This is a genomic window from Polaribacter atrinae, from assembly GCF_038023995.1.
GTDB classification, from domain to species: Bacteria; Bacteroidota; Bacteroidia; order Flavobacteriales; family Flavobacteriaceae; genus Polaribacter; species Polaribacter atrinae.
The window spans coordinates 2272167-2298450 of sequence record NZ_CP150660.1; the positions used below are offsets into that span (position 1 = coordinate 2272167).

At 30.4% G+C, this 26284-nt stretch carries 27 protein-coding genes and 1 pseudogene; 25 read left to right on the forward strand and 3 right to left on the reverse strand.

Annotated elements, in window-relative coordinates:
- The first annotated feature begins 37 nt into the window (after positions 1–37).
- Positions 38–595, forward strand: a complete 558-nt coding sequence (locus WG945_RS09930; protein WP_068447544.1) for an REP-associated tyrosine transposase — start codon at positions 38–40, stop codon at positions 593–595.
- Positions 596–803: 208 nt separating this feature from the next.
- Here the strand turns inward: WG945_RS09930 and WG945_RS09935 are convergent, their stop codons facing one another.
- Both WG945_RS09935 and WG945_RS09940 read right to left on the reverse strand, forming a co-directional pair.
- A complete protein-coding gene (locus WG945_RS09935) occupies positions 804–1727 on the reverse strand; it encodes an ABC transporter ATP-binding protein (protein WP_068447546.1) in 924 nt (307 codons plus the stop codon).
- 300 nt (positions 1728–2027) lie between these two features.
- Positions 2028–4104, reverse strand: a pseudogene (locus WG945_RS09940) (M13 family metallopeptidase).
- Between the two features lie 234 nt (positions 4105–4338).
- Between WG945_RS09940 and WG945_RS09945 the strand changes: the two are divergent.
- Positions 4339–5394 carry a flavin-containing monooxygenase gene (locus WG945_RS09945; protein WP_068447547.1) on the forward strand — a complete coding sequence of 352 codons (1056 nt, stop codon included), beginning with the start codon at positions 4339–4341 and terminating at the stop codon, positions 5392–5394.
- A 36-nt stretch (positions 5395–5430) separates the two neighbouring features.
- On the opposite strand, the gene WG945_RS09950 is transcribed toward WG945_RS09945, so the two are convergent.
- Positions 5431–7590 carry a prolyl oligopeptidase family serine peptidase gene (locus WG945_RS09950; protein WP_068447549.1) on the reverse strand — a complete coding sequence of 720 codons (2160 nt, stop codon included), beginning with the start codon at positions 7588–7590 and terminating at the stop codon, positions 5431–5433.
- 184 nt (positions 7591–7774) lie between these two features.
- On the opposite strand from WG945_RS09950, the gene trxA reads away from it, so the two are divergent.
- From trxA to WG945_RS10060, 23 genes are all read left to right on the forward strand, one after another.
- Entirely contained in the window at positions 7775–8134 is a 360-nt protein-coding gene (gene trxA, locus WG945_RS09955; protein WP_068447551.1) for a thioredoxin, read from the forward strand.
- A 231-nt stretch (positions 8135–8365) separates the two neighbouring features.
- Complete coding sequence (locus WG945_RS09960; protein WP_068447976.1) at positions 8366–8704, forward strand: PadR family transcriptional regulator; 339 nt, start codon at positions 8366–8368, stop codon at positions 8702–8704.
- 12 nt (positions 8705–8716) lie between these two features.
- Positions 8717–9367 (forward strand): hypothetical protein, encoded by a 651-nt coding sequence (locus WG945_RS09965; RefSeq protein WP_068447553.1) that lies wholly within the window; start codon positions 8717–8719, stop codon positions 9365–9367.
- A 3-nt stretch (positions 9368–9370) separates the two neighbouring features.
- Complete coding sequence (locus WG945_RS09970) at positions 9371–10024, forward strand: hypothetical protein (protein WP_068447555.1); 654 nt, start codon at positions 9371–9373, stop codon at positions 10022–10024.
- A 3-nt stretch (positions 10025–10027) separates the two neighbouring features.
- Positions 10028–10711, forward strand: coding sequence for a hypothetical protein (locus tag WG945_RS09975; RefSeq protein WP_068447557.1), 684 nt, complete (start codon positions 10028–10030; stop codon positions 10709–10711).
- Complete coding sequence (locus WG945_RS09980) at positions 10708–11409, forward strand: hypothetical protein (RefSeq protein ID WP_068447559.1); 702 nt, start codon at positions 10708–10710, stop codon at positions 11407–11409. The genes WG945_RS09975 and WG945_RS09980 overlap by 4 nt, the downstream gene beginning before the upstream one ends.
- 11 nt (positions 11410–11420) lie before the next feature.
- A complete protein-coding gene (locus tag WG945_RS09985; protein WP_068447561.1) occupies positions 11421–12128 on the forward strand; it encodes a hypothetical protein in 708 nt (235 codons plus the stop codon).
- Between the two features lie 52 nt (positions 12129–12180).
- Complete coding sequence (locus tag WG945_RS09990; RefSeq protein WP_068447563.1) at positions 12181–13647, forward strand: DUF5687 family protein; 1467 nt, start codon at positions 12181–12183, stop codon at positions 13645–13647.
- Between the two features lie 21 nt (positions 13648–13668).
- Positions 13669–14364 carry an ABC transporter ATP-binding protein gene (locus WG945_RS09995; protein ID WP_068447565.1) on the forward strand — a complete coding sequence of 232 codons (696 nt, stop codon included), beginning with the start codon at positions 13669–13671 and terminating at the stop codon, positions 14362–14364.
- Positions 14365–14484: 120 nt separating this feature from the next.
- Positions 14485–16707: a tetratricopeptide repeat protein gene (locus tag WG945_RS10000; protein WP_068447567.1), complete on the forward strand. Its 2223-nt coding sequence runs from the start codon at positions 14485–14487 to the stop codon at positions 16705–16707.
- Positions 16708–16750: 43 nt separating this feature from the next.
- Positions 16751–17122, forward strand: coding sequence for a bactofilin family protein (locus WG945_RS10005; protein WP_231874482.1), 372 nt, complete (start codon positions 16751–16753; stop codon positions 17120–17122).
- A complete protein-coding gene (locus tag WG945_RS10010; protein ID WP_068447571.1) occupies positions 17088–17306 on the forward strand; it encodes an AtpZ/AtpI family protein in 219 nt (72 codons plus the stop codon). Before WG945_RS10005 ends, WG945_RS10010 begins: the two co-directional genes overlap by 35 nt.
- Complete coding sequence (locus tag WG945_RS17765) at positions 17299–17688, forward strand: DUF6168 family protein (protein ID WP_068447574.1); 390 nt, start codon at positions 17299–17301, stop codon at positions 17686–17688. The genes WG945_RS10010 and WG945_RS17765 overlap by 8 nt, the downstream gene beginning before the upstream one ends.
- Before the next feature lie 81 nt (positions 17689–17769).
- Positions 17770–18903 carry a F0F1 ATP synthase subunit A gene (atpB, locus tag WG945_RS10015; RefSeq protein ID WP_068447576.1) on the forward strand — a complete coding sequence of 378 codons (1134 nt, stop codon included), beginning with the start codon at positions 17770–17772 and terminating at the stop codon, positions 18901–18903.
- Between the two features lie 74 nt (positions 18904–18977).
- On the forward strand, positions 18978–19166 hold the full coding sequence (gene atpE, locus WG945_RS10020; RefSeq protein ID WP_068447578.1) for an ATP synthase F0 subunit C: 189 nt from the start codon (positions 18978–18980) through the stop codon (positions 19164–19166).
- A 94-nt stretch (positions 19167–19260) separates the two neighbouring features.
- Complete coding sequence (locus tag WG945_RS10025; RefSeq protein WP_068447580.1) at positions 19261–19761, forward strand: F0F1 ATP synthase subunit B; 501 nt, start codon at positions 19261–19263, stop codon at positions 19759–19761.
- Positions 19762–19768: 7 nt separating this feature from the next.
- Complete coding sequence (atpH, locus tag WG945_RS10030) at positions 19769–20326, forward strand: ATP synthase F1 subunit delta (RefSeq protein ID WP_068447582.1); 558 nt, start codon at positions 19769–19771, stop codon at positions 20324–20326.
- A gap of 21 nt (positions 20327–20347) precedes the next feature.
- Positions 20348–21925, forward strand: a complete 1578-nt coding sequence (atpA, locus tag WG945_RS10035) for a F0F1 ATP synthase subunit alpha (RefSeq protein WP_068447584.1) — start codon at positions 20348–20350, stop codon at positions 21923–21925.
- Positions 21926–21996: 71 nt separating this feature from the next.
- Positions 21997–22863: an ATP synthase F1 subunit gamma gene (atpG, locus tag WG945_RS10040; RefSeq protein ID WP_068447586.1), complete on the forward strand. Its 867-nt coding sequence runs from the start codon at positions 21997–21999 to the stop codon at positions 22861–22863.
- 98 nt (positions 22864–22961) lie between these two features.
- On the forward strand, positions 22962–23426 hold the full coding sequence (locus WG945_RS10045) for a hypothetical protein (protein ID WP_082864143.1): 465 nt from the start codon (positions 22962–22964) through the stop codon (positions 23424–23426).
- A 99-nt stretch (positions 23427–23525) separates the two neighbouring features.
- Positions 23526–24461, forward strand: a complete 936-nt coding sequence (locus WG945_RS10050) for a hypothetical protein (RefSeq protein WP_068447590.1) — start codon at positions 23526–23528, stop codon at positions 24459–24461.
- A gap of 205 nt (positions 24462–24666) precedes the next feature.
- Positions 24667–25419, forward strand: coding sequence for an SDR family NAD(P)-dependent oxidoreductase (locus WG945_RS10055; protein WP_068447592.1), 753 nt, complete (start codon positions 24667–24669; stop codon positions 25417–25419).
- Position 25420: 1 nt separating this feature from the next.
- On the forward strand, positions 25421–26284 hold the full coding sequence (locus WG945_RS10060) for an aldo/keto reductase (protein ID WP_068447593.1): 864 nt from the start codon (positions 25421–25423) through the stop codon (positions 26282–26284).

Sequence of the window (26284 nt, forward strand, 5' to 3'; positions counted from 1 at the left end):
AACATTCAAAATTATTTTTTTGTATTTTTGAAAAGCTATGAGTCGAAAATATAAGTTTCACAACAAATCTGCTTTATATTTTGTAAGTTTTGCTACTGTATACTGGATAGAAATCTTTACAAGACAAGTATATTTTGATGTATTAGCAAAAAGCATCGATTTTTGTAGGGCGAAAAAAGGTATGGAACTGTATGCTTATTGTTTTATGCCAAGTCATGTACACCTATTATTTAGATCCTCTAATGAGCAACCTATGGAGCTGCTACGAGACTTTAAAAAACATACCGCAAAAAAAATAATTGAAGCTATAAAGAACAATCCACAGGAAAGTAGAAAAGAGTTGTTACTTTGGTTATTTGAAAAAGCAGGGAAAGAGAAAGCGAATGTAACTAAATATCAATTTTGGCAACATCATAATAAACCAATAGAATTGTGGAGCGAAAAAGTAATCAAGCAAAAAATAGATTATATTCACAACAATCCTATTGAGCTTGGTTTTGTAACAAAATCAATCGATTGGAAATATTCTAGTGCAAGAAATTTTCAAGATGACCATACCGTTTTAGAAATAGATGAAACTGGTTTTTTAGGTTAAAAACTAAAGATAATAGTGTGAACGAAGATAGAAAAGCCTTGTGGGTACTCGTTACAAACGAGCACTAGCCTGTACGAGCATATCTTTTAGATTTACTAACCGCTAGCGCTCATTTTTAACGAGTGCCGGCAACAATAAAAAAACAAATTTGATACTCACTTCAAACGAGTTATAGCTTGATATTTTTAGAATTATAAAAATGGAAACTCTACAAGAAATCTAGGTTAATTTCTACCCCTCTATCCAAAATAGAAACATGATTAAAAAATACATTTTGACCATTAAAATCAGCTTCAATTAACCAATAAGAACCTTTAAAATAAGAATTTAAAACGGTTGCTTTTAATGCTGAATTTTCAACAATTTTTATTTGGTGCGGATATATTAACCTTGTCTTATTGTTGATGGTTATTTCGTTAACATCATCAAACAAAGCAGCAACGTATTTCTCTTTTGGGTTGTCATAAATCTCTTTCGGAGAATTGTCTTCTATAATTTTATTGTCTTTGATGATAATGAGTTTATCAGCAAAAGAAAGCGCATCATTTTTATCATGTGTTGCAATTATGCACGCAATCTTTTTTTCTTTTAAATAACTAAATAGATTTCTACGTAAAGAGTTCTTTTTAAAATTATCTATTTGCCCAAAAGGTTCATCTAACAATAATAACTGAGGTTCTTTTGCCAAGGCTCTAGCAATAGCAACACGTTGCTTTTGTCCGCCACTTAGGTTTTTAACCATTGTATTGGCAAAAGCCTTCATTTGAATGACTTCTAATAATTCTTGTGTTCTTAGCTCGCTCTCTTCTGGATAAAACCTCGACAAGAATTTTTTTATATTTTCTGATACAGAAATGTAAGGCATTAAATCGAAATCTTGTGCTACGTATTTAAAGTTCTCGAAACCAGGCACAAGGTGTTTTTGAGGACCAAAGATTTGTTCTTCTTTCCAAAGTATTTTTCCTTTATTTAAATCTACTAAACCGTAAATAGCTTTTAAAAGTGTAGATTTTCCGCAACCACTTTCTCCCATAACACAAAGATGTTCTCCTTGTTGTAATGTAAAATTAAAATCGTTTAATATTGTTTTTTTTTTGTGGTAAGAAAATGAAACGTTATCTACTTTTAGCATTTTACAAAAATAAGAAAACTTAATAAATACCTACAAGGTTTGTGAGATTTTGGCTCTATCTCTAAAAATATTTTAATAACCAACTTTTGCGTTAGCGATTGAAACGGCATCCTTTTTGCCTTTTCGGTAAAAAGATATAGTGTAAAGCGCGCCCCTTGTGGTAACGCCCAAATTATTGATACAATTCTTAAAAAAACTTTGAATAAAGCATAAAAAAACCGACACTTTCGCATCGGTTTTAATTCTTATTTTTAATATATAATTTTCATAAGGAGAATCATACAAAAAAGGTCTGCGACCTTACCAGATTCTTACTCTATCTGCTGGTTTTAAATACATTTTATCTCCTTCTTTAACATCAAATGCTTTGTAGAAAGCATCTACGTTTTTAAGAGGCATATATGCCCTGTACATTCCAGGAGAATGTGTGTTTGTCATAATTAAATTTTTAAGCGCTTCGTCTCTCATTTTTGTTCTCCAGATGGTTCCCCAAGAAAGGAAAAAACGTTGCTCTGGCGTGTAACCATCTATATCTGCTGGTCTTCCGTTCTTTTGTAAGAAGATTTGTAAACCTTCGTAAGCTGCTTGTACACCACCTAAATCTCCAATATTTTCTCCTAAAGTATACTCACCATTTAAGTGCATGCTGTCTATTGCAATAATATCGCTGTATTGCTTAATTAATCTTCCACCAATTTCTTTAAACTTTACAGAATCATCTTCTGTCCACCAGTTATTTAGGTTTCCATCACCATCAAAACGAGCACCAGAATCATCGAAACTATGAGAAATTTCATGTCCAATAACAGCTCCAATTCCACCATAATTTACAGCTTCATCTGCTTTATAATCATAAAAAGGAGGTTGTAAAATTGCTGCTGGAAAAACGATTTCATTATTTACAGGATAAAGTACGCGTTTACTGTTTGAGGAGACATTCCCCATTCTGTTCTGTCTACTTCACTTCCTAATTTTGCCATTTCTTTGTTGTAGTTCCATTTGGTAACATTAATAGCATTTTCGAAGTAAGAACCACCTTCTTTTAATCCTTTAACTTGTAGTTCAGAATAATCTTTCCAAACATCTGGATAGGCAATCTTAACGGTTAATTTGTGTAATTTTTCTAAGGCTTTTTCTTTAGTAACTTCACTCATCCAAGGTAATTGTGCAATTCTAGCTTCGAAACCTAACATTACATTGTCAATCATTTCCTTTGCTTTTTCCTTAGCTTCTGGTGGAAACATTTTTTCTACATATAGTTTTCCTAAAGCTTCACCAACAGCACCATTTAAGCTACCTAAAGCACGCTCATCTCTTGCACGTTGTTTTTTAGCACCACGCATTTCTTTAGAATAGAATTCCCAATTTGCAGTTTCTAAATCTGTAGAAAGAGAACCTAAAGAACTATTTATAGTGTTCCAACGTAATAATAACTTAATATCTGCAACAGACGTTTTTGCAAAAATTTCACTCAACGCTTTAAAATAACCTAGATCTGTTACAATAACTTTTTCTAAATCTTTTACGCCAACACCCTCTAAATGTGCTTGCCAATCTATTGCAGGAGATAATTCTTGTAATTCTGCTATTGTCATAGGATTGTAAAGCTTACGAATATCTCTACTCTCTTCTTTAGACATAATTGGTGTTGCTAAACTAGTTTCTAAAGCAACAATTGTAGCTGCATTTTTTGTAGCTGTAGTTGCATCATCTCCAAACTCTTGTAACATTTTTGCTACAAATTCTTGGTATTTTTCTAGCTTGTCTTTTACTTTAGCATCTACATAATAATCTCTAGATAAGCCTAAGCTTCCTCCGCCCATATAACCTGCATATTGGCTGCTGTTTTTTAAATCGTTATAAACACCAAAACCATAAAAACCTCCACCACCATAAGGTGCCATGTTTGTTAAATATGTTTCTATATCTTTCTTGGTTTTAATTTCATCTACTTTTGCTAAATATGGCATTACAGGTGCTTTACCTTGTGCATTTCTGGCAACAGTATCCATTATTGTTTGGTAATAATTTACCGCTTTTTCTTGATCTGAATCGATCTCATTTCCTTGAGCATCTTTTACTTTTGGAAAATCTCTTTCTTTTATTGCTTGATTTAAAATGGTTAAAACGTCTGCATCTGTCTTTTTACGAAGTTGATTAAAACCACCCCAAGATGTTTGATCGTCTGGAATTTCTGTTTCATCTAACCAAGTTCCGTTTACATGTCAAAAAAATCATCTGTAGGTTTTACAGTTGTATCCATATTCTCTAATGCAATACCTGGGGCTTTCTCCTCCTTTGGTTTCTCTTGCTGACAAGCTACTAATCCTAAAGAGGCAATAGCTGACACAAAAAACACTTTTTTAATTGTCTTCATGGTTATTTGATTTTTAAGTTGATTGAGTTTAATTGATACAATTAGTAACAATAATTACACATTGTTACAAATTTTAACTTTTTATTCTATTTTTTTTCTTGATATGGTAATGCTTTTAATTCCTTATCAAATATAAAGATTTAAAAGAGGATAACTCTATTACCCAAGTTTATCCCTAAAAAATGAACCTAATACTTTTTAAAAACAGTAGTTTTGTATCAATAATTACAATACATGAAGGATTATATTATTATTGGAGCCGGTCAATCTGGACTTGCTATTGCCTACCATTTGAGTAAACAAAATGCAGATTTTTTAATTGTTGATGCAAATTCTGAAACCGGTGAACCTTGGTTAAAAAGATGGGATTCTCTAAAATTATTTACTCCTTCTGAATTTAACAGTCTACCAGGAATGGAATTCCCTTATAAAAAAGGACATTATGCTAACAAATACGAAGTTGCCGATTATTTAAAAGCCTATGTTTTTAAATTCAATATTCCCATTGAATTTAACCATAAAATAACTTCGTTAAAAAAAGAGGATGGTGTTTTTACTTTAAAAAGTGATACACAAACGTTTAAAGCTAAAAATGTAATTATAGCAACAGGTCCTTTTCATAAACCATTCACACCGAGTTGTCATAAAAAAATATCGAAAGACATTCTTCAAATTCATAGTGAACATTATAAAAGTCCAGATCAGTTAAAAGAAGGTGCAACTTTAGTCGTTGGCGCTGGAGATTCTGGCGTACAAATTTTAAATGAAATTTCTAAAGTAAAGAAAAAGGTTTACTTTTCTGGAAACACAGATATTGTTTCGCTACCGCAAGAAATTTTAGGTAAAACCTTATGGTGGTGGTTTAGCAAAGTTGGTTTTTTAACCGCAAACAAATATTCTTGGATTGGTAAAAAACTTAGCAACAGCGGTCAGCCAGTTATTGGAACCGATGTAAAAACATTGTTTAAGAAAAAGAATATTACCTGTGTTGGTAGAACCTTAGATGCGCATGAAAAAACCATATCTTTTGAAAAACAAAAAGTTACCGATATTAAAAACATCGTTTGGGCAACCGGTTTTAAACCCAACTTTAATTGGATAGAAAACATCGAATTAGACGAAAACGAGTATCCTAAAAACTACAGAGGAGTTAGCGACATGGAAGGTTTGTATTTTATTGGTTTACCATGGCTGTACACAAGAGGTTCTGCAACTTTGGGTGGTGTAAAAAAAGATGCAAAATACTTATGTAACTATCTTGCTAAAAAAGAAAAAGATAGCCATAAATAACAGCTATCTTTTTTATCTATCTAGTTCTTTTATAAACTACAATTTAAGTGTCGCCTTTGGCGGATTTGGTAATTGTTGAAAGCCCATATTAAATAAAGTAAAACCAAAAATGTCTGCATACTGCTCGATGGTTTTTGCTACAGGCGTTCCTGCTCCATGCCCTGCATTGGTTTCTATTCTAATTAAAACCGGATTTTCTCCTTCATGCTTTTCTTGTAATTCTGCAGCAAATTTAAAACTATGTGCTGGCACAACTCTATCATCATGATCTCCGGTAGTTACCAATGTTGCTGGGTATTGCACTCCCTTTTTTACATTATGTACTGGCGAATACCCTTTTAAATACTCAAACATTTCTTTACTATCATCTGCAGTACCATAATCATACGCCCATCCTGCGCCAGCAGTAAACGTATGGTAACGCAACATATCTAAAACACCAACACCAGGTAAAGCAACTGCCATTAAATCTGGTCTTTGCGTCATGGTTGCTCCTACTAAAAGCCCACCATTTGAACGTCCGGAAATTGCTAAAAATTCTGAAGAAGTATATTTTTCTGAAATTAAGTATTCTGCTGCTGCTATAAAATCGTCAAATACATTTTGTTTTTTTAATTGAGTACCCGCATCGTGCCATTTCTTTCCATACTCTCCTCCACCTCTTAAGTTTGGTACGGCATAAATTCCTCCTTGTTCCATCCAAACTGCGTTTGCAATACTAAAAGAAGGGGTTAAGCTAATATTGAAACCGCCATAACCGTATAAAATAGTTGGGTTTTTTCCGTTTAATTCAACACCTTTTTTATGTGTAATAATCATCGGAACTTTTGTTCCGTCTTTTGATGTAAAAAACACTTGATTACTTGTATAATCATCAGCATTAAAAGCAATAGAAGGTTTCCAATAAGATGCATACGTTCCGTCTTCTGGATTGAACTTGTAAGATGAACCTGGTGTGCTATAATTGGTAAAAGAGAAATACAATTCTTTAGCTGTCTTTTTTCCTCCAAAACCACCAACGGTTCCAACTCCTGGTAATTTTACCTCCCTAATTAATTTTCCATCAAAATTGTACTGTAATACTTTAGAAACGGCATCTACCATATACGTTGCAAAGAAATAACCTGCACCAGAATTTAAACTCAGTACATTTTCTGTTTCAGGAATAAAATCTGCCCAGTTTTCTGGAGTTGGGTTTGCAACATCAACCGTTACTACCTTTTTATTTGGAGCATTTAAGTTTGTTACTAAATATACTTTACTACCAATATTTTCTATCGGATACGTATCACTATCAGTGTGTTCTAACATAGTTACCAATGGACTATTTGGTTTTGTTAGATCTTTAAGGAACAACTTGTTTCCAGATGTTGATACACTGGCAGAGATAAAAAGATACGCATCATCTTCAGACACATTACCACCTACATAACGGTGTTTTTCTGATGCCTTAGCTCCAAAAACAACAGCATCTTCTTTTTGTGAAGTTCCTAATTTATGGTAATATAACTTGTGTTGATCTGTTTTTGCAGACAACTCACTTCCGGTTGGCTTATCGTAACTAGAATAGTAAAAACCTTCGTTTTTATACCAAGAAATTCCAGAGAATTTTACATCTACTAAGGTGTCTTCTTTAATCGTTTTAGACTCGGCATCCATTATAATAATTTTTCGCCAATCAGAACCTCCTTCAGAAATTGCATAAGCGGCGATTGAACCATCTTTAGAAAAACTTAGAGAACCTAAAGAAGTAGTACCATCATCAGAAAAATTATTTGGATCTAAAAAAACTTCTGGTTCAGAATTTCCTTTCGTTCTATATATAACACTCTGGTTTTGTAATCCATTATTTTTAGAAAAATACGTGTAATTTCCTTCTATAAAAGGTGTCCCTACTTTTTCATAATTCCATAATTCAGACAAACGTTCTTTTAATTGTTCTCTGTAAGGAATCTTATTTAAGTAATCGAACGTTACTTCGTTTTCTGCTTTTACCCAAGCTTCCGTTTCTGTACTTCTGTCATCTTCTAACCATCTATAGTTATCTACAACGGCGGTTCCAAAAAGTGAATCTATTACTGGTTTTTTAGTTGTTTCTGGGTATTTCAAATTGATGTTTTTTTGTTTGATTTCTTCGTTACAAGAAACAAAAATTGCACTTGCAAATAAAATAGGGATGATTAATTTATTTTTCATGAGTTCAAAGAATTTGTTTAGTATCAAAATTAAGAATATTTAACACATTTATAGTTATTTAGGCATTTTTAACTTTTGAGATTTCACATTACCATCATTTTGTAATTTATGATATATTAAAACGACTACTTTTGCGTAAATAGATTACGAATTTCTGACATTGTCGGAAGCAAATTAAAATATTATGACAGAAAACTTAACAAAAGAAACTTTCTTAGAAAAGGTTTTTAATTTTGAAGAAAACAAAGAATGGAAATTTAAAGGAGATAAACCTGCATTGATAGATTTTTATGCAGATTGGTGTGGACCTTGTAAAGCAATAGCTCCTGTTTTAGAACTTTTATCTCAAGAATACGAAGGTAAAATTGACATTTACAAAATAGATACTGAAGCAGAACAAGAATTATCGGCAGCATTCGGTATTAGAAGTATTCCGTCTATGTTATTTTGCCCTGCAGAAGGACAGCCACAAATGGCAAATGGTGCTTTACCAAAAGCAGAATTAGAACGTATAATTGCAGAGGTGTTAAAAGTAGAAAAATAAAATACCTTATAGAAAATAATTATAAAATCCTGAGAATTAATTTTTTCAGGATTTTTTTTGCTTAAAAAACTATACATAAGAATTCTATGTATAAGAAAATTATGTATACATTTGTATTTAAGAAATTGTTAATACAAAGAACAAAGCAATCTGTTTTTAATGATAAGATTGCTTCGTAAACTCGCAATGACAATAAAAAATAAACAATTACACGATTACACATTTTTTAACATGGGAAATCAGAAATTATATAAAGGCTCTTTACAAACCATTATTTTAAAGTTATTAGAAACCAATGATAAAATGTATGGTTATGAAATTACCCAACACGTAAAAGAATTGACCAAAGGTGAATTAAAAATTACCGAAGGTGCTTTGTATCCTGCATTGCACAAACTAGAAGCCGATGGTTTATTAGACGTTGAAGTTGCAAAAGTTGGTAACCGACTTAGAAAATATTATAAGCTTACCGAAAGTGGCACCAAAGAAACCGCCAACAAGTTAGAAGAAATGCAAGAGTTTTTAAAAACGATGCAACAATTGGTGAATCCTAAATTTAGTTTGGAGTAAAATAATTTAGCTATGGAATTGAACAAAGAACAACTACAAAGAGTAGAACATTATTTAGATGTAAAAGACATTACTTATATTGATGTTCGTTTTGAAGTTTTAGATCATATTGTTTCTGACATAGAAACGAAAATGATAAAGGAAAACCTCGATTTTGAAACCGTCTTTTATGACGTTACGGATAAATGGAATACACAATTAAAAGAAACTTCTAGTTGGCTTTTTGGATTAGGCTTTTCTGCTCCAAAAATTGTATTAGAAAAGGCCAAAAAGAATTTTAAAAAGTGGTTTTTCTTAATACCAACATTTTATATTATTCCGTATATTTTAATAGGTAAAATAAATTTTATTTATTCTGAAAACATAGAAAGTGGACTCAATATACTTTTTCAAATTGTAACTATTTTAAGTATTGTGTTATTTCTTTTTCTTATGATTTTTAAAAATAAAAAAAGAACAACCTATAGTTTTATTCTAAAAACACAAAGTTTAAATCTTTTATTAGGAGCCATTCTTTTAATAGATTTCGATTTTTTAAATAGAGAAGAACATCTTAATCCCTTTCAAGTTGGATTTTTATTCTCATTTGTTTTTGGTACATATATTTATTACCATTTTTATAAAAAACACCAAGAAGCAATTAAAAAATATAAAATTTCATAAATTATGGAATTAACAAACGAACAACTACAACAAGTAGAAGCATATCTAGATAAAAAGAATTTTAACTATATAGATTTAAGAATAGAAATTTTAGATCATATGATTTCTGATATCGAAAGCTTTGTAAATAAAGACTATTCTTTTGAAGAGGGTTTAAAAATTACTATTTTAAAATGGGATAAGCATTTTGAAAACACCGCTAGTTTTTATTTTGGTTTAATGTATCACGAGCCTAGTATTTTAATAAAAAATGCTTCAAAAATATTTAAACCTTTTTACTTTTTATATTTAACTGCGTATTTTTTGCCAATTGTTATTTTCACCAATTTTAATATAATATTTTCTAAAAGTAATACTGTTTTTTTAAACCAACTTTTCTTTGTTTCTTCAATTATTTGCCTAATTTATTTAGTTTTTATTTTTGTCAATAACCTAAAAACTAAAGTAAAAACCACTTATAGTTATATTTTAAAAACTCAATATTTAAGTATTGTTTTTTTAATTATTCCTTTATTTATGGGAAACCTTATTAATAGTGACGGAAGTTTTATTCCTTTCTTAATTGGTTTTCAAAGTGCTGGTTTTTCAGTGACTTTAATCTGTCATTATTTCTACAAAAAACACCAAGAAGCAATTAAAAAATATAAAATTTCATAAACTATGGAATTAACTAAGGAACAAATACAGTACATAGATCATCGTTTAGAAAACGAAGGTGTAAAATATTGGGACATTAGAATAGAAATGTTAGATCATGTAATTTCTAATGTTGAGGAAAATTTGATTCCAGAAAATTCTGAATACGAGTTTAAAGAAAAAGTACAGACTGCATTTGTTACTTTAGGCTGGAAAGAGAATTTTAATGGTGGGGGTTTAGATGGTTCAGATAAAGACGCTTTAAAAAATGTGAATAAAGAGTATAGAAAATTGTTTTTTCAAGGATTTGTTAACTTTTTTAAATCTTTCAAAAATCTTGGCTTTCTTTTATGTTTTGTTATGATATATTATATTGTTTCTAACAATATAAACTACACTATTTTTAAAAGGATAAGTTTAGTTTTATTTCTTTTGCCAATGCTTTTTTTTCTTTTTTATTCTATAAAAATTTGGTCTAAAAAATATGGGAAATCAATTCATCTGAATTATGGTATTTTCTATTTTTCATTTGCTTTTATGATGTTGAATTTACCAATACAGCTTCTAAAATATACTACACAAAATAATCAAAAATTATTTACCATCCTTTTAATACCAATTTATTTTATTGCTACCTATATTGGATTCAAAGTTTACCAAAAAGCAATTGCTAAAGTAGAAAAAATGCGTAAAGAACTATTGTCATGAAACTAACCCAAACTCACATAGAAGAACTCTACAAATTCACCAAAAAACATTACGTAGAATATTATGATGTGCAAACAGAATTGGTAGATCATTTAGCAAATGATATTGAAACTATTTGTTTAGCAAACCCAAAACTATCTTTTGACGATGCACGAGACACTTCTTTCAAGAAATTTGGAATTTTTGGTTTTATGGATGTTGTAGAGCAAAAGCAATCTCAAATGACTAAAAAATACTTTAAAATCATTTTAAATTTTGCAAAAGAATGGTTTAAACTTCCTAAAATTATACTTACTGCATTACTTTTTATAGGCTTTTATCAACTACAAAATACTCCGAATGCCTATACAATATACAGTACTGTTTTTGGATTTATTTTTTTAGCACAAGTAATTCTAACAATCATTAATGCAAGAAAATTAAAAAAGGAGTTCAAAATAACAAAGAGAAAATGGTTGTTCAAAAACATCATTAATGTTCAAGGATTAATATACGCTGCTTTTATATCTATTTATTCTTTCCAATATTTATTCCCTAATAATACTAAGGACTTTTTATTAATGGGAGATTTTAGAAAAGCTTTTTCAGCTTTTTTTATCACATTTTTAGTAATTTTTGGTTACATTACTTTAGTTGTTATTCCTAAAAAAGCAGAAGAATTATTAGAAGAAACCTATCCAGAATATAAATTGATTTAAATTTTAGGTTGATGAAATTATCAGAAAATCAAATAGACGAACTCTACAAATTCACCAGAAAACATTATGTTTATTATTATGATGTACAAACAGAATTGGTAGATCATTTGGCTAACGACATTGAAAGTATATGGCACGCCCAACCTGATTTATCTTTTGAACAAGCAAGAGAAATCTCTTTTAAGAAGTTTGGCATTTTTGGTTTTATGGATGTTGTAGAAAGCAGACAAAAAGCAATGAACAAACGGTATTGGAAAATAATTTTACGTTTTGCAAAAGAGTGGTTTACAATTCCTAAAATTGTAATTACATTTTCTGTTTTTTTACTGTTCTTTAGTCTTTTACAAATAAAACATTCAGAATATATTTTCTTAGCAACACTTCTCGTTTTACTTACATTAGAAGGCATAACTTCTTACAAAGTAAGAAAAGAACACAAGCAAAAAGAATTCAAAAAAGAAAAGATATTTCTGTTAGAAGAAATGCTAGGCACTACAAAAAACACCTATACAGGTTTTACTTTTGTCAACTTATTCAACATTACCAATTTAACAAGATTCGATTTTAGTCACTTAAATATCTATTGGATTTTTGCCATTTCTATTGTGTTGACTTTATTATGCATTTTGTTTTACGTTTCTAATTATATCCTTCCAGCAAAAGCAGAAGAATTATTAGAAGAAACGTATCCAGAATATAAACTTTCTAAAAGTTTGTAACAAAATACAATTCTAAACTACTTATTATCAATCAACCTAATTTACCAAACTTATGATTTCACATTTTTTAAAGTTAGAATGGAAACAATATTTCCGTTCTGCTCATTGGCAAAAAGGAATTGCATTAAAAATAATAATGGGCTTTTTGGTCTTGTATTTTTTAATCGCTTTTTTAACAATAGGAATTGGAGGCTATTATCTTTTAAAGAAAGCATACCCAACATCTGATCCTTTACAATTGGTAAATTCTTATTTACTTTTTGCAGTTCTTACAGATTTAATAGTTCGGTATTTAATGCAGACACTACCTATCATGAATATTAAACCGCTGCTTATTTTACCTATTCCAAAAAACAAGTTGGTTCATTATGTTTTAGGTAAATCTGCCTTTTCCGTTTTTAATATTTTAAGCTTGTTCTTTTACATTCCGTTTTCGATTGTTTTAATAAAAGAAGGTTACAACATAGCAGGAGTTTTAGGTTGGCTAGCCACCATGATTTTAATTATTCAATCCTCTAATTTCTTAAATTTTTTAATCAACAAAAACAACAAAGCATTGCTAATTATTGGAGCAATTTTAGCGAGTTTAATAGGTTTACAGAAGTTCGGTATTTTTAATGTAGTTAGTTACGGAGGTGCTATTTTCGACTTTATATACCAAAACCCAATCTTCGCATTCGTTGGTGTGATCGTTTTAGCATTTTTATATCAATTAAATTACAAACATTTACGCCACCAAGTTTATTTAGATGAAGCTGTTGCCTCTAAAGTAGAAGAAGCAACATCTGCAGATTTATCTTTTACTGATAGACTAGGTGATGTTGCCCCATTTATAAAAAATGATATTCGTTTAATTTGGAGAAATAAAAGAACCAAAACAGTATTTTTAATGTCATTTTTATTCCTTTTTTATGGTTTAATTTTCTTTACAAATAAAACGTATGCAGAAATGCCCGCAATGTTAATTTTTGCATCATTATTTATTACAGGAGGCTTTACTTTAAATTACGGTCAATTTATACCTGCTTGGGACAGCGCACATTATAAAATGTTAATGAGCCAAAGTTTTAAATATCGAAAATTCTTAGAATCTAAATGGGTTTTAATGGTTACTATGACTACCGTTTTATATGTTTTAAGCTTACCGTATTTATATTTCGGAGTAGATATTTTTTTAATGATTACGGCAGGTGCCATTTTTAATATTGGCTTTAATTCGTTGTTTTTATTATATGCAGGTTCTTTTAATAGAAAAAGAATCAATTTAACAAAAGGAGGTTTCGGAAACACACAAGGAACAAGTGCTACTCAATTTTTAGTTGTTTTACCGATAATGGGCATACCATTGTTATTGTTCTGGGGTTTTAGCACACTTATCAACTTTAATGCAGGCATTATTGCCATAGCATTAGTAGGTATTTTAGGATTGACATTAAAAAATTATGCCATGAATTTTATCGAAAAAAAATATATAAAAGACAAATATGTTATGATTAACGCCTTTGGTAAAGAAGCATAATTTAACCTTAAAAAAAACATCATGATTACAATAAATAAAATTACTAAAAAATACGGAAAAGCAGAAGTTTTAAATGTAGCTTCCATAGAGATTCCTACCGGACAAAGTTTTGGATTGGTAGGTAATAACGGTGCAGGAAAAACCACTTTATTTAATATTTTATTAGATTTAATTCGTCCTACAACCGGTAAAATTAAAAACCATAGAATTATTGTAAACGAAAGTGAAGAATGGAAAAACTTTACGGGTTCTTTTATAGACGAATCTTTTTTAATTGGATATTTAACTCCGGAAGAATACTTTGACTTTATTGGAGATTTACGCGGCATGAACAAAGCAGATGTAAAATCTTTTTTAACTCAGTTTGATGAATTTTTTAACGGAGAAATTACAGGAAAGAAAAAATACTTAAGAGATTTAAGTAAAGGAAATCAGAAAAAAGCAGGTATTGTTGCTGCATTAATGGGAAATCCGAAAGTTGTAATTTTAGACGAACCTTTTGCTAATTTAGATCCAACAACACAAATAAGATTAAAAGCCATCATTAAAAAATTAACCGAAAATAGAGATATTACCGTTTTAATTTCTAGTCATGATTTAACCCACGTAACCGAAGTCTGCGAACGAATTGTAGTTTTAGATAAAGGAAATATGGTAAAAGATATAGAAACATCTACAGAAACTTTACAAGAATTAGAAAGCTATTTTTCTGTATAAGCTAAGTATTCTTAATTTATTACTATTTTTACGCATCAATTTATACTATTTTCTATAGATTTTAGTTTAAATAAGAGTTTCTTAGTTTTAAAAATAGTTGTTTAATCAAGATATATCTGAGTGAATTACACCAAAAAAATAGTTTTAGTAATTGCCGTATTTTCAGTTCTAAACTCTTGTAGTACAAGAAAAGACACTGTAATAAGTAGAAACTGGCATGCCTTAAACACAAAGTACAACGTACTGTTTAATGGTAAAGAAGCTTTTAATAAAGGAGTTGAACAGATTAATGAAGGTTATAAAGATGATTGGTTTACACAACTACCAATAGAACCTATTCAGTTTGAAGAAGACAAAATAAACATACCCAATCTAAACACGGGCATGGGCGCTGGCTTTAATGACGATAACAACGAAGCAGAAAAAGCGACTACTCCATTTGGAATTGCAGAAGAAAAAGCTGTAAAAGCAATCCAAAAGCATGGAATGAATATAAAGGATGTAGAACGCAACAGACAAATTGATGATGCTTATCTTTTATTAGGAAAAGCGCGTTATTATGAACAACGTTTCATTCCTGCGATAGAAGCATTTAACTATGTTATTGCAACGTATCCGGATGCAAATCTAATTGCTGAAACCAAAATTTGGAGAGCCAAAGCAAATATTAGAAATGATAATGAAGAGTTTGCTATAGAATCTATGAAATTACTACTTCAAGTAAAAGACACCTTAGAAGTAGATTTACCAGAAATAACCAGAGAACAAGGTTATACTGCTTTGGCTATGGCTTATATAAAATCTGACAGCATAGAGCATGCAAAAAAATACCTAATAAAATCTACAGAAACATTAAATAACAGAAACCAAGGCACTAGAAATCTATTTGTTTTGGGGCAAATTTATAGTTCACAGCATAAAAAAGACTCGGCATCATTAGCGTTTAATAAAATTATCAATTTTAGAAAAGCACCGTACAAATACAAAATGCACGCGCATATAGAACTGGCTAAAAATTCTACAAACGATTCTACTTCAGCTACCATTTTAGACAAAATACAAGACTTAATTAAAGAAAGAGAAAACAGACCGTATTTAGATGAATTGTATTATCAAGTTGGTTATTTACACGAGCAGAACGATAGTATAAATTTAGCTGTAGATAATTATAATAAATCGCTTAGAGCAAGATCTGACAATGTAAAACAGAAAACCTTTACCTATGAAAAACTAGGAAACATCAACTATAAAAACTCAGAATACGTACTTGCAAGTTCGTATTATGACAGTATTATAAACATTGCTGCAGATACTTTAAACCTAAGATTTAGACGTATTAAAAGAAAGCATAAAAACTTAGCTTCGTTAATTAATTTTGAAAAAACAGTTTCTGAAAATGATAGTATTTTAAAAATAGTAGCACTCTCGAAGCCAGAACAAGAAGCCTTTTTTCAAAAATATATAGACGATTTAAAACAGAAAGATGAAGAAGCTGCTCAATTAAAGTTAAATCAGCAAGCTTTTGGCGATACGTTTGGCGGAAATCAATTAAAATCACTTAACAAAGGAAAGTGGTATTTCTACAATTCTCAATCTTTAAGTTTTGGTAAATCAGAATTTGCAAAAATCTGGGGAAACAGAGCTTTAGAAGATAACTGGAGATGGTCTGGAAAAAGAGCTACAAACAGAACAGCAGAAGACTCTGTAGCTATAGACACAAAAAACGTACGTTATGACTTGGCAAGTTACTTAGAAACGATTCCTACAGAAAAAGAAAAAATAGACACCTTAAGTATCAACAGAAATCAAGCTTTGTACGAATTAGGCATTATTTATAAAGAACAATTTAAAGATACAAAGTTAGCAATTGCACGCCTAGAAAGGGTAAATAGCTTAAACCCAAGTAAAGAGTTGATTTTACCAATTAACTGGCATTTATATCAAATTTATAATGAGTTAGGCAATGCTATAAAAACAAACCTACACAAAAACATAATTCTTACAGACTACCCTACAACTAAGTTTGCACAAGTAATTAAAAACCCAAACAAACCTATTGAAGAAGCCGTTTCTGTAAATGAAATTGAAGAGTCTTATAAAGAAACCTACTATCTCTATAAAGAGGCTAAGTTTGAAGAAACAGTTGCAAAAATAAATGACATACTACCAACGCTGCAAGATTCGAAATTACTACCTAAATTCGAGTTATTAAAAGCTTATGCTATAGGTAAATATCAAGACATTGAAACTTATAAAATTGCCATGGAATTTGTAGCTGTTAGCTACGGAAACACAGAAGAAGGAAGAAAAGCAAAAGAAATAGTGAAACAATTAAGTAAGTAATATGTTTAATAATAAAAGTAAAAAACCTCAAAATAAAAAAGTTATGGAAAGAAATGTTCTTGCTAAAAACACAAAAATTGTTGGCGACATTAAATCTGATGGCGATTTTAGAATTGATGGTACATTAGAAGGAACCTTAGTAACAAAAGGCCGCGTTATTATTGGTACAGAAGGGTTTGTTAAAGGTAAAGTAGAATGTACCAATGCAGATATAGAAGGTAAATTTTCTGGAAACCTTTTGGTATTAAACACACTAACCATAAAAACGAACGCAAACATATCTGGAGAAGTAATAATTGGTAAACTTTCTGTAGAACCAGGAGCTACTTTTAACGCAACCTGTACTATGAAAGGAGCTGTAAAAGAATTAAATTATAGTAATGACAAAAAAAACCGATCAGAAAAAACCGCTTAATAAAGCAATAAGACTCTCTGGTGCAGGTTTGCAAATGGGATTAATAATTTATTTAGGTTCCTTATTAGGAAAATGGTTAGATCTAAAATTTAAAACTTCGTTCTTAACAGAAGCTATTACTTTATTTGCCATCTTTGCAGCAACCTATTCTTTGATAAAACAAGCCAATAAAATTAATGACTAAAATTGTTATTACCTATTGTATAACCGTAATATTACTCTTTGTATTATGTTACCCTATTCACAGGTATTTAATAGAAAAGCAAGAAATAATATTGCACTTCCCACTAAACAAAATATACCAATTTAACATTGGATTTTCTGTATTGGTTTGCACTAATTTTGTAGCATTTTCATTTGTTGATAAATTCAAAAAAAAATTAAGTTATATATATTTAGGGGCTATTTTTATTAAACTGATCTTATTTAAACTAGCGTTCTATGACACCTTATTTCTAAAAGAATTGCTTACTGTTTCAGAAAAATTATCGATGTTAATTCCAACAATAATTTTTTTATCAACAGATGCATTTTTTGTAGCTAAATTACTGATCAAAAAACAATAAAATAAAATAGCCAAAAAAAAGGGTGTAAGTATTTGAATAATTACATACCTTTGCGGCAAAATTAGAAAGCGTATTTTAAAAATGGGTATTGCACAAAAAACAATCAGATTTCTTACAATAGCTGTAATAGCACTTATTACAACTACCAGTTTCGCATTTCAATCAGGTGAAGACACACACACTCAACAAGATGGAGGGCAAGTAAATACCCAAGAAGAGGTACGCGCTTACATAGAGCATCACCTTAAAGATTCTCATGATTTCGCATTTTTCTCTTATACAAATGACGCTAATGAAAGAAAACACTTTGGTTTTCCTCTTCCAGTAATCATCTGGACAACAGAAGGGTTGGTTACTTTTATGTCATCAGAATTTCATCATAATGACGACGGACATGTTATTGTTGAAAAAAACGGATTAAAATTCGCAAAAATACACAGTAAAATTTATGAGTTAGAAAACGGAGCGGCAACAGTTGCATTCGATGACGCTCATCACGCTACAAACGCAAGTAGAGTTTTAGATTTTTCTATTACAAAATCTGTAGTAGGTATTTTATTTGCAGGTTTCTTAATGTTCTTAGGATTCTCTAGACTAGCAAAACAATATAAATTTAGACAAATACCAATAGGATTTAGTCGTGTTTTAGAACCATTGGTTTTATACGTTAGAGACGAAATTGCAAGACCAAATATTGGTGAGAAAAAATATAAAAAATTCACAGGATTTTTATTAACAGTATTTTTCTTTATTTGGATATTAAACTTATTAGGTTTAACTCCTTTTGGATTTAACGTTACTGGTCAAATTGCTGTTACATTAGCATTGGCATTGTTTACAATGGTAATCTATTTAGTAAATGGTACCAAAGATTTCTGGATGCATACATTATGGATGCCAGGTGTACCTTACATATTAAGACCTATCTTAGCGGTAATAGAATTAGCTGGTTTTATTTTAATTAAACCATTTTCATTACTTGTACGTTTATTCGCAAACATTACTGCGGGTCACTTTATTGTAATGAGTTTAATTGCTTTAATGGTAACAATGAAAGAAGCATTCGGTCCTGTAGCATCTACAGGAATGTCTTTAGCATTGGCTTTATTTATAATGGTTATTGAATTATTAGTAGCCTTTTTACAAGCATACATTTTTACAATGTTATCATCATTATTTATTGGAATGGCTGTTGAAGAGCATGACCATCACTAAAAACCTTGATGTAAATCAAGTACAAAAGAGAGTATTAGAATTTGTTTAATTAATATATTTAAAAATCAATTAGTATGTACAATTTAATTGGAGCAGGATTAATCGTAATCGGAGGAGGACTTGGATTAGGTCAAATCGGTGGAAAAGCAATGGAAAGTATTGCACGTCAACCTGAAGCAGCTGGTAAAATTCAAACCGCAATGATCATCATTGGTGCCTTATTAGAAGGATTAGCATTTGGTGCATTAATCTTAGGGAAATAATTTTCTCAAAAAAAAACGAAAACACATTTCTGTAACGGTTGGTTACAGAAAGTGTTTTTAAATTAAACAAAGAACAATATAATTAGTAAATAGAATGGAAACTTTATTAAACGACTTTTCACCAGGCTTATTTGCAATGCAAGTAGTAATCTTAATTATCTTATTAATTTTGATGAAAAAATTTGCTTGGAAGCCAATTCTAAACTCTTTAGAAGAAAGAGAAACTGGTATAGAAAACGCATTAGAAGCTGCAGAAAATGCACGTAAAGAAATGCAAAATCTACAAGCAGATAATGAGAAATTATTAAAAGAAGCTAGAGCAGAAAGAGAAGCAATGATGAAAGAAGCTAGAGATATTAGAGATAATATGATAGCAGAAGCTAAAGAAGATGCTAAAGAAGTTACTTCTAACTTAATAGAAAAAGCACAAGCATCTATTCAGCAAGAAAAGCAAGCAGCTTTAGCAGAAATAAAGAAAAATGTTGCCGAATTATCTATTGGTATCGCAGAATCAGTAATTAAAAAAGAATTATCTAATAAAAAAGATCAACTAGAATTAGTTGAAGGACTTTTAAAAGATGTTACTTTAAACTAATTTAAGCATGAAAAACGCAAGAGCAGCAATACGTTATGCAAAAGCAATTTTAAATCTTGCTAAAGATTCAAAAGAAGAAACTGCCGTAAATGACGATATGTTATTTATAGTTAGTACGATTTCTGAAAATGAAACTTTTGAAGTAATGCTAAAAAGCCCTGTTGTTAAACCATCAGAAAAAACAAAAGTTTTAAAAGCTTTGTTTGAAGGTAAGGTTAACAATATTACGCTTGGCTTATTTCATTTATTAGAAGATAATAAAAGAATTTCAATGCTTCTTAGTATTGCAAAGCAATATGCTATCATTTATGATTTTGATAAAAATATAAAAATAGCAAAAGTAACAACAGCAGTTCCTTTAACTGAAGAAATAGAAAAGAAGGTTTTAGCTAAAATCGAATCATTAACAGGAGATAAAGCTAATATAGAGAACGTAATTAATCCAGCTATTTTAGGAGGATTTATTTTACGCATAGGAGATGTGCAATATGATGCAAGTATCTCTAATTATTTATACGAATTGAAAAAGGAATTTGACAACAGTCATTTTATTCCAAAAATTTAATTATACATCAAATTATAAAAGATGGCAAGTATCAAACCAGCTGAAGTATCAGCAATTTTAAAGCAACAGTTAACAAATTTTGAAGCAAAAGCTACTTTAAACGAAGTAGGTACTGTTTTACAAGTAGGAGATGGAATTGCTCGTGTTTACGGTCTTTCTAATGTTCAATATGGTGAATTAGTAGAATTCGATAATGGATTAGAAGGTATTGTATTAAACTTAGAAGAAGACAATGTAGGTGTTGTTTTATTAGGAGCATCTACTTCTATTAGAGAAGGTTCTAATGTAAAACGTACAGAACGTATTGCCTCTTTACAAGCAGGTGAAGGCGTTGTTGGACGTGTGGTAGATACTTTAGGAAACCCTATAGATGGTAAAGGACCAATTACTGGAAAAACGTATCAAATGCCTTTAGAGCGTAGAGCTCCTGGGGTTATTTATAGAGAACCTGTAACAGAGCCATTACAAACTGGTATTAAATCTATTGATGCAATGATTCCTGTTGGACGTGGACAACGTGAGTTAATCATTGGAGATAGACAAACTGGTAAATCTACAGTTGCTATTGATACTATTTTAAATCAAAAAGAATTTTTTGATGCTGGTGAACCAGTATATTGTATATATGTAGCTATTGGTCAAAAAGCTTCTACAGTTGCAGCAATTGCAAACATGTTAGAAGAAAAAGGCGCAATGTCTTATACTACAATCGTAGCAGCAAATGCATCAGATCCTGCAGCAATGCAAGTATATGCACCATTTGCTGGAGCTGCAATTGGAGAATTTTTTAGAGATACTGGTAGACCAGCTTTAATTGTTTTTGATGATTTATCTAAACAAGCAGTTGCATACCGTGAGATTTCTTTATTATTAAGAAGACCTCCAGGACGTGAGGCTTATCCTGGTGATGTATTTTACTTACACTCAAGATTATTAGAACGTGCTGCAAAATTAATCAATGATGATAAAATTGCAAGTGAAATGAACGACTTACCAGATTCTATAAAAGGAATTGTAAAAGGTGGAGGTTCTTTAACTGCATTGCCAATTATTGAAACACAAGCAGGAGACGTTTCAGCATATATTCCAACAAACGTAATTTCGATTACAGATGGACAAATTTTCTTAGATGGAGATTTATTTAACTCTGGTGTTCGTCCAGCAATTAACGTAGGTATTTCTGTATCTCGTGTTGGTGGTAATGCACAGATTAAATCTATGAAAAAAGTATCTGGTACTTTAAAACTAGATCAAGCTCAATACCGTGAATTAGAAGCGTTTGCAAAGTTTGGTTCTGATTTAGATGCAGCTACAATGAGTGTAATTTCTAAAGGACAACGTAACGTTGAAATTTTAAAACAAGCTCAAAATGATCCTTACTCTGTAGAAGATCAAGTTGCAATTATTTATGCTGGTTCTAAGAACTTATTAAAAGATGTACCTGTAAATCAAGTTAAAAAGTTTGAGAAGGATTATATCGATTATTTAAATGCAAAACATAGAGATACTTTAGATACATTAAAATCTGGTAAATTAACACCAGAAACAATTGCAGTTTTAGAAGCAGCAGCTAAAGAAATTTCTAATCATTTTAATTAGTAGATAGTTTAAGTAGTTAGCATATAGCCTAACTTACGCATAACTAAAAACTAATAACTAGTGACTATAATATGGCAAACTTAAAAGAAATACGTAATAGAATTACCTCTATTAAATCTACAATGCAGATTACATCTGCCATGAAAATGGTATCTGCTGCAAAGTTGAAAAAAGCACAAGATGCAATTACGGCAATGAGACCGTATTCATCTAAACTAACTGAATTGTTGCAAAATTTAAGTGCAAGTTTAGATAGTAGTGTTGGTGGGGTATATTCAAATCAAAGAGAAGTTTCTAAAGTTTTATTAGTTGTAGTAACTTCTAACAGAGGTTTGTGTGGTGGTTTTAATTCATCAATAACCAAAGAAGTTATTAAAACGGTAAAAGAAAAATATAATAACGTTGAAGTAGATTTATTTGCTATCGGTAAAAAAGGTAGCGATGTTTTATCTAAACAATTTAATATTGTAGCAACTAGAAACGATATTTTTGATGATTTAACTTTTGATAACGTAGCTGCTATTGCAGAAAAGTTAATGGGGCTATATGCAGATGGTACATACGATAAAATTGAAGTTCTTTATAATCAATTTAAAAATGCAGCAACTCAAATTCCTCAAGTAGAGCAATTTTTACCAATTAAACCTATTGAAGGTGGAGATGCAGATGCTTTAAGTTCTGATTATATTTACGAACCTTCTAAAAAAGAAATTGTTGAAGCTTTAATACCTAAGTCTTTAAAAACTCAGTTATACAAAGCTCTTAGAGATAGTTTTGCATCAGAACACGGTGCACGTATGACTGCAATGCACAAAGCAACAGACAACGCAACAGATTTAAGAGACGATTTATTGTTAACTTATAACAAAGCACGTCAAGCAGCAATTACTAATGAAATTTTAGAAATTGTTGGTGGTGCAGAAGCTCTTAATAATTAAGCAACTTCTTATTATAATAAAATGAAAGCGAACCAATTTGGTTCGCTTTTTTTATATCTTGGCATATAGTTTGAATTATAATATGCAAAATAAGAACAATGAAAACTTTAACCCTATTAGTAGTACTGTTTAGTTTTTCACAATGTGGAAGTACAAAATTTGAAAACAAAATTCCTTTTACAATCCATTCTGCACACTATAAAAACTGGACCGGTGGACAACCAGGAGTTCACGGCTTCAATGTACAAATTCAATTAAAAGAGAAATCTAATATCAATTTCGATTCTTTATACTTTAGAAATAAAGTAGCTAAAGTAGAATTTAAAAATGCTACTCTTATCATAGCAAATTATAATACTTCAAATAAAAAGCCTTCAGATGTTATCCTGCATTTAGATCCTAAAAAAGAAGTACAAAATAAACTTCCAACACAAGAAACATTTCCTTTTGAATTATCAGAAAATGAAGCTGTTCTTACTTATCAGGCAAATGGAAAAACAAACTATTATAAAATAAAAGAGATTAAAAAAAGGGAATCAAAACCTTATATTCAAATGCAATAAGCAATAAAAAAAATCAATAAAAACCACTCAATTATGAGTGGTTTTTATTTTTGGCACGTATTTTGAAATTACATAAGCATAACAATAAAATTAAAGCTTATGAAATCAATAAAACTACTTATAACAGTAATCCTTACTGCAACACTGCTTAGCGCTTGCTCTACAGTTTATCACGATTCATTTGACGATAATTATGAGATTTCATTAGAAGAAGTTGTCACAGATTATGATTTGTGGTATGTAGATTACCATAGAACAACAGGAACTGGAGACATCCCTTATGTATCTAGAGCATTTACCTTATCTTTTGTAAACGGAATATTATACGCAAACAACAATATTGTAGATATTGGAAGAACCGGAAATGGTTTTGGAATTGATGTTGGAACTTACAACACCTACAATGGTTTGCTAGAAACAGATCATGATTTAGACGGTGCCAATGATTTTGAAGTGACCATACTTTCTAATAATGAAATAAAATTATATAACTACAGACAAAATGTAAGCTACTATTTAATTGGGTATCAAATAAACCAATTTGACTATGATAAATTATTCTACGAAAACATAGAATACTTTTTACAAGAATATGTTGGTTGGGCAAAAGTAAATACAACAGGTGGATACGAAAATGCTTTTGATGCTGAAAATTATTTAGAATTTACACCAGATAATATTACAACATTTAGAAGTTCGCAAGATCCTTTTGGCATGCAAATTGCAGATGTAAGTTGGAATTACATTGGTGGCTATAAAGTGTATGATGTGGCAGGATATGAAGACTTAAAAATTTTAACATTGAATTATGATGGTGGAGATATTGAAAAGTTTGAATTGAGCGTTATTAATGATGGAAGGATATCACTTTACAACTTAAATTCTGAAACTACCTATGAATTTTCTGGTAGAGGTTTCATCCAATTTAAGAAAAGTGAAGAAACGAAAACAGAAGCAAAAGATATTGTAAGGAATGATGGAAGAAAACGTACTAAGATAATAAGAGAAACAATAGAAAGAAGAAATTTAAAATAAAGTTTGGTTAGTTGATTTTTGATTGGGGTAGTTACCAATTGAAAGATAAACCGTCCTGTGGAGGACGGTTTTTTCTTTGTTTATAATTTAATAAAAATTAAACCCTGAAATTCTGACTATCAAAATATGTTTTCTTAATTTTATAGAACAATTTCACGGATTAAATTAGATTACTGCTATCGCAGGAATAAAAGAAATAAAGCAAATGAAACAGACAGCATTTATAACCGGAGCTACTTCTGGAATTGGAAAAGCAACCGCAGAAATTTTTGCAAAAAACAACATTCGTTTAATTCTTTGCGGAAGAAGAACTGAACGATTATTAGAGCTTAAAAAAGCATTAAGCAAACTTACAGAAGTAACCACTTTAACGTTTGATGTTTCCAAAAAAGAAGAAGTTGCAGCAGCAATCAATTCATTACCAGAAAACTTTAAACAAGTAGATATTTTAATCAACAATGCAGGGAATGCTCATGGTTTATCTAGCATACAAGATGGAGCTATTGATGATTGGGATGCTATGATTGATATTAACGTAAAAGGGTTGTTATATGTTTCTAAAGCAATCATTCCGCAGATGACAGAAAGAAACAATGGTTTTATTGTAAATATTGGCTCTATAGCTGCAAAAGATGTATATCCTAATGGAAATGTATATTGTGCTTCTAAACACGCTGTAGATGCTTTAAATAAGGCTATGAGAATCGATTTAAACAAACATAACATTCGTGTGTCTGCAATTCACCCAGGAGCCGTAGAAACAGAGTTTTCTGATGTTCGTTTTAAAGGAGACACCGAAAAGGCAAAAGCTGTTTATGCAGGTTATAAAGCGTTACAAGCAGAAGATATTGCAGATATCATTTACTTTGTTATATCTAGACCATATCATGTTAATATAGAAGATTTAGTAGTATACCCTACAGCACAAGCAACACCAACAATTTTAAATAGAGCATAAAATGCCAACATCAAAAATAATAATTGGTTGTATGTCTTGGGGTAAATGGGGGAAACAGTTTTCTACCAAACAGCAAGTTGATATGATTCAATTTTGCATAGAAAATGGAAACTCAACATTTGATCATGCAGATATTTATGGAGACTATTCTACAGAAACTGAGTTTGGAAAAGCTTTTTTACAAAGTGGCATCAAACGTACAGAAATTCAATTGATTTCTAAATGTGGTATCCAACTTATTGGTGAAGCTAGAGCAAACAAAGTAAAACATTATAATTATTCGAAAGAATATATAATTGGTAGTGTAGAACAATCTCTGATAAACCTAAAAACAGATTATCTTGATACTTTTTTACTGCACAGGCCAAGTCCGTTAATGCAACCCAATGAAATTGCTGAGGCTATTTCTGAATTACAAAAAAGTGGAAAAATAATCAATTTTGGAGTGTCGAACTTTACGACTTCTCAAGTTAATTTAATTGCTGATAAAATTCCAGTTTCTGTAAATCAAATAGAATTTTCTTTAACACAACATAATGCAATGCAAAATGGCAGTTTAGATCAAATACTACAAAAAAGTATGCAACCAATGTGTTGGAGTCCGTTAGGAACTATTTTTAAAGAAGAAACACCTCAATCTATAAGAATAAAAGAAGTTTTAGACGTATTATCTAAAAAATATGCGGTTTCTAATGATGTTCTTTTATTAGCTTGGATTTTAAAACATCCTGCAAAAATATCGCCAGTTATTGGTACAACAAATAAAGAACGAATTTTAAATGCAAATAAAGCTTTAGAAATTAATTTAGACTTAGAAGATTGGTTTTTACTTTTAGAAGCTAGTCAAGGAGAAGAAATGCCATAA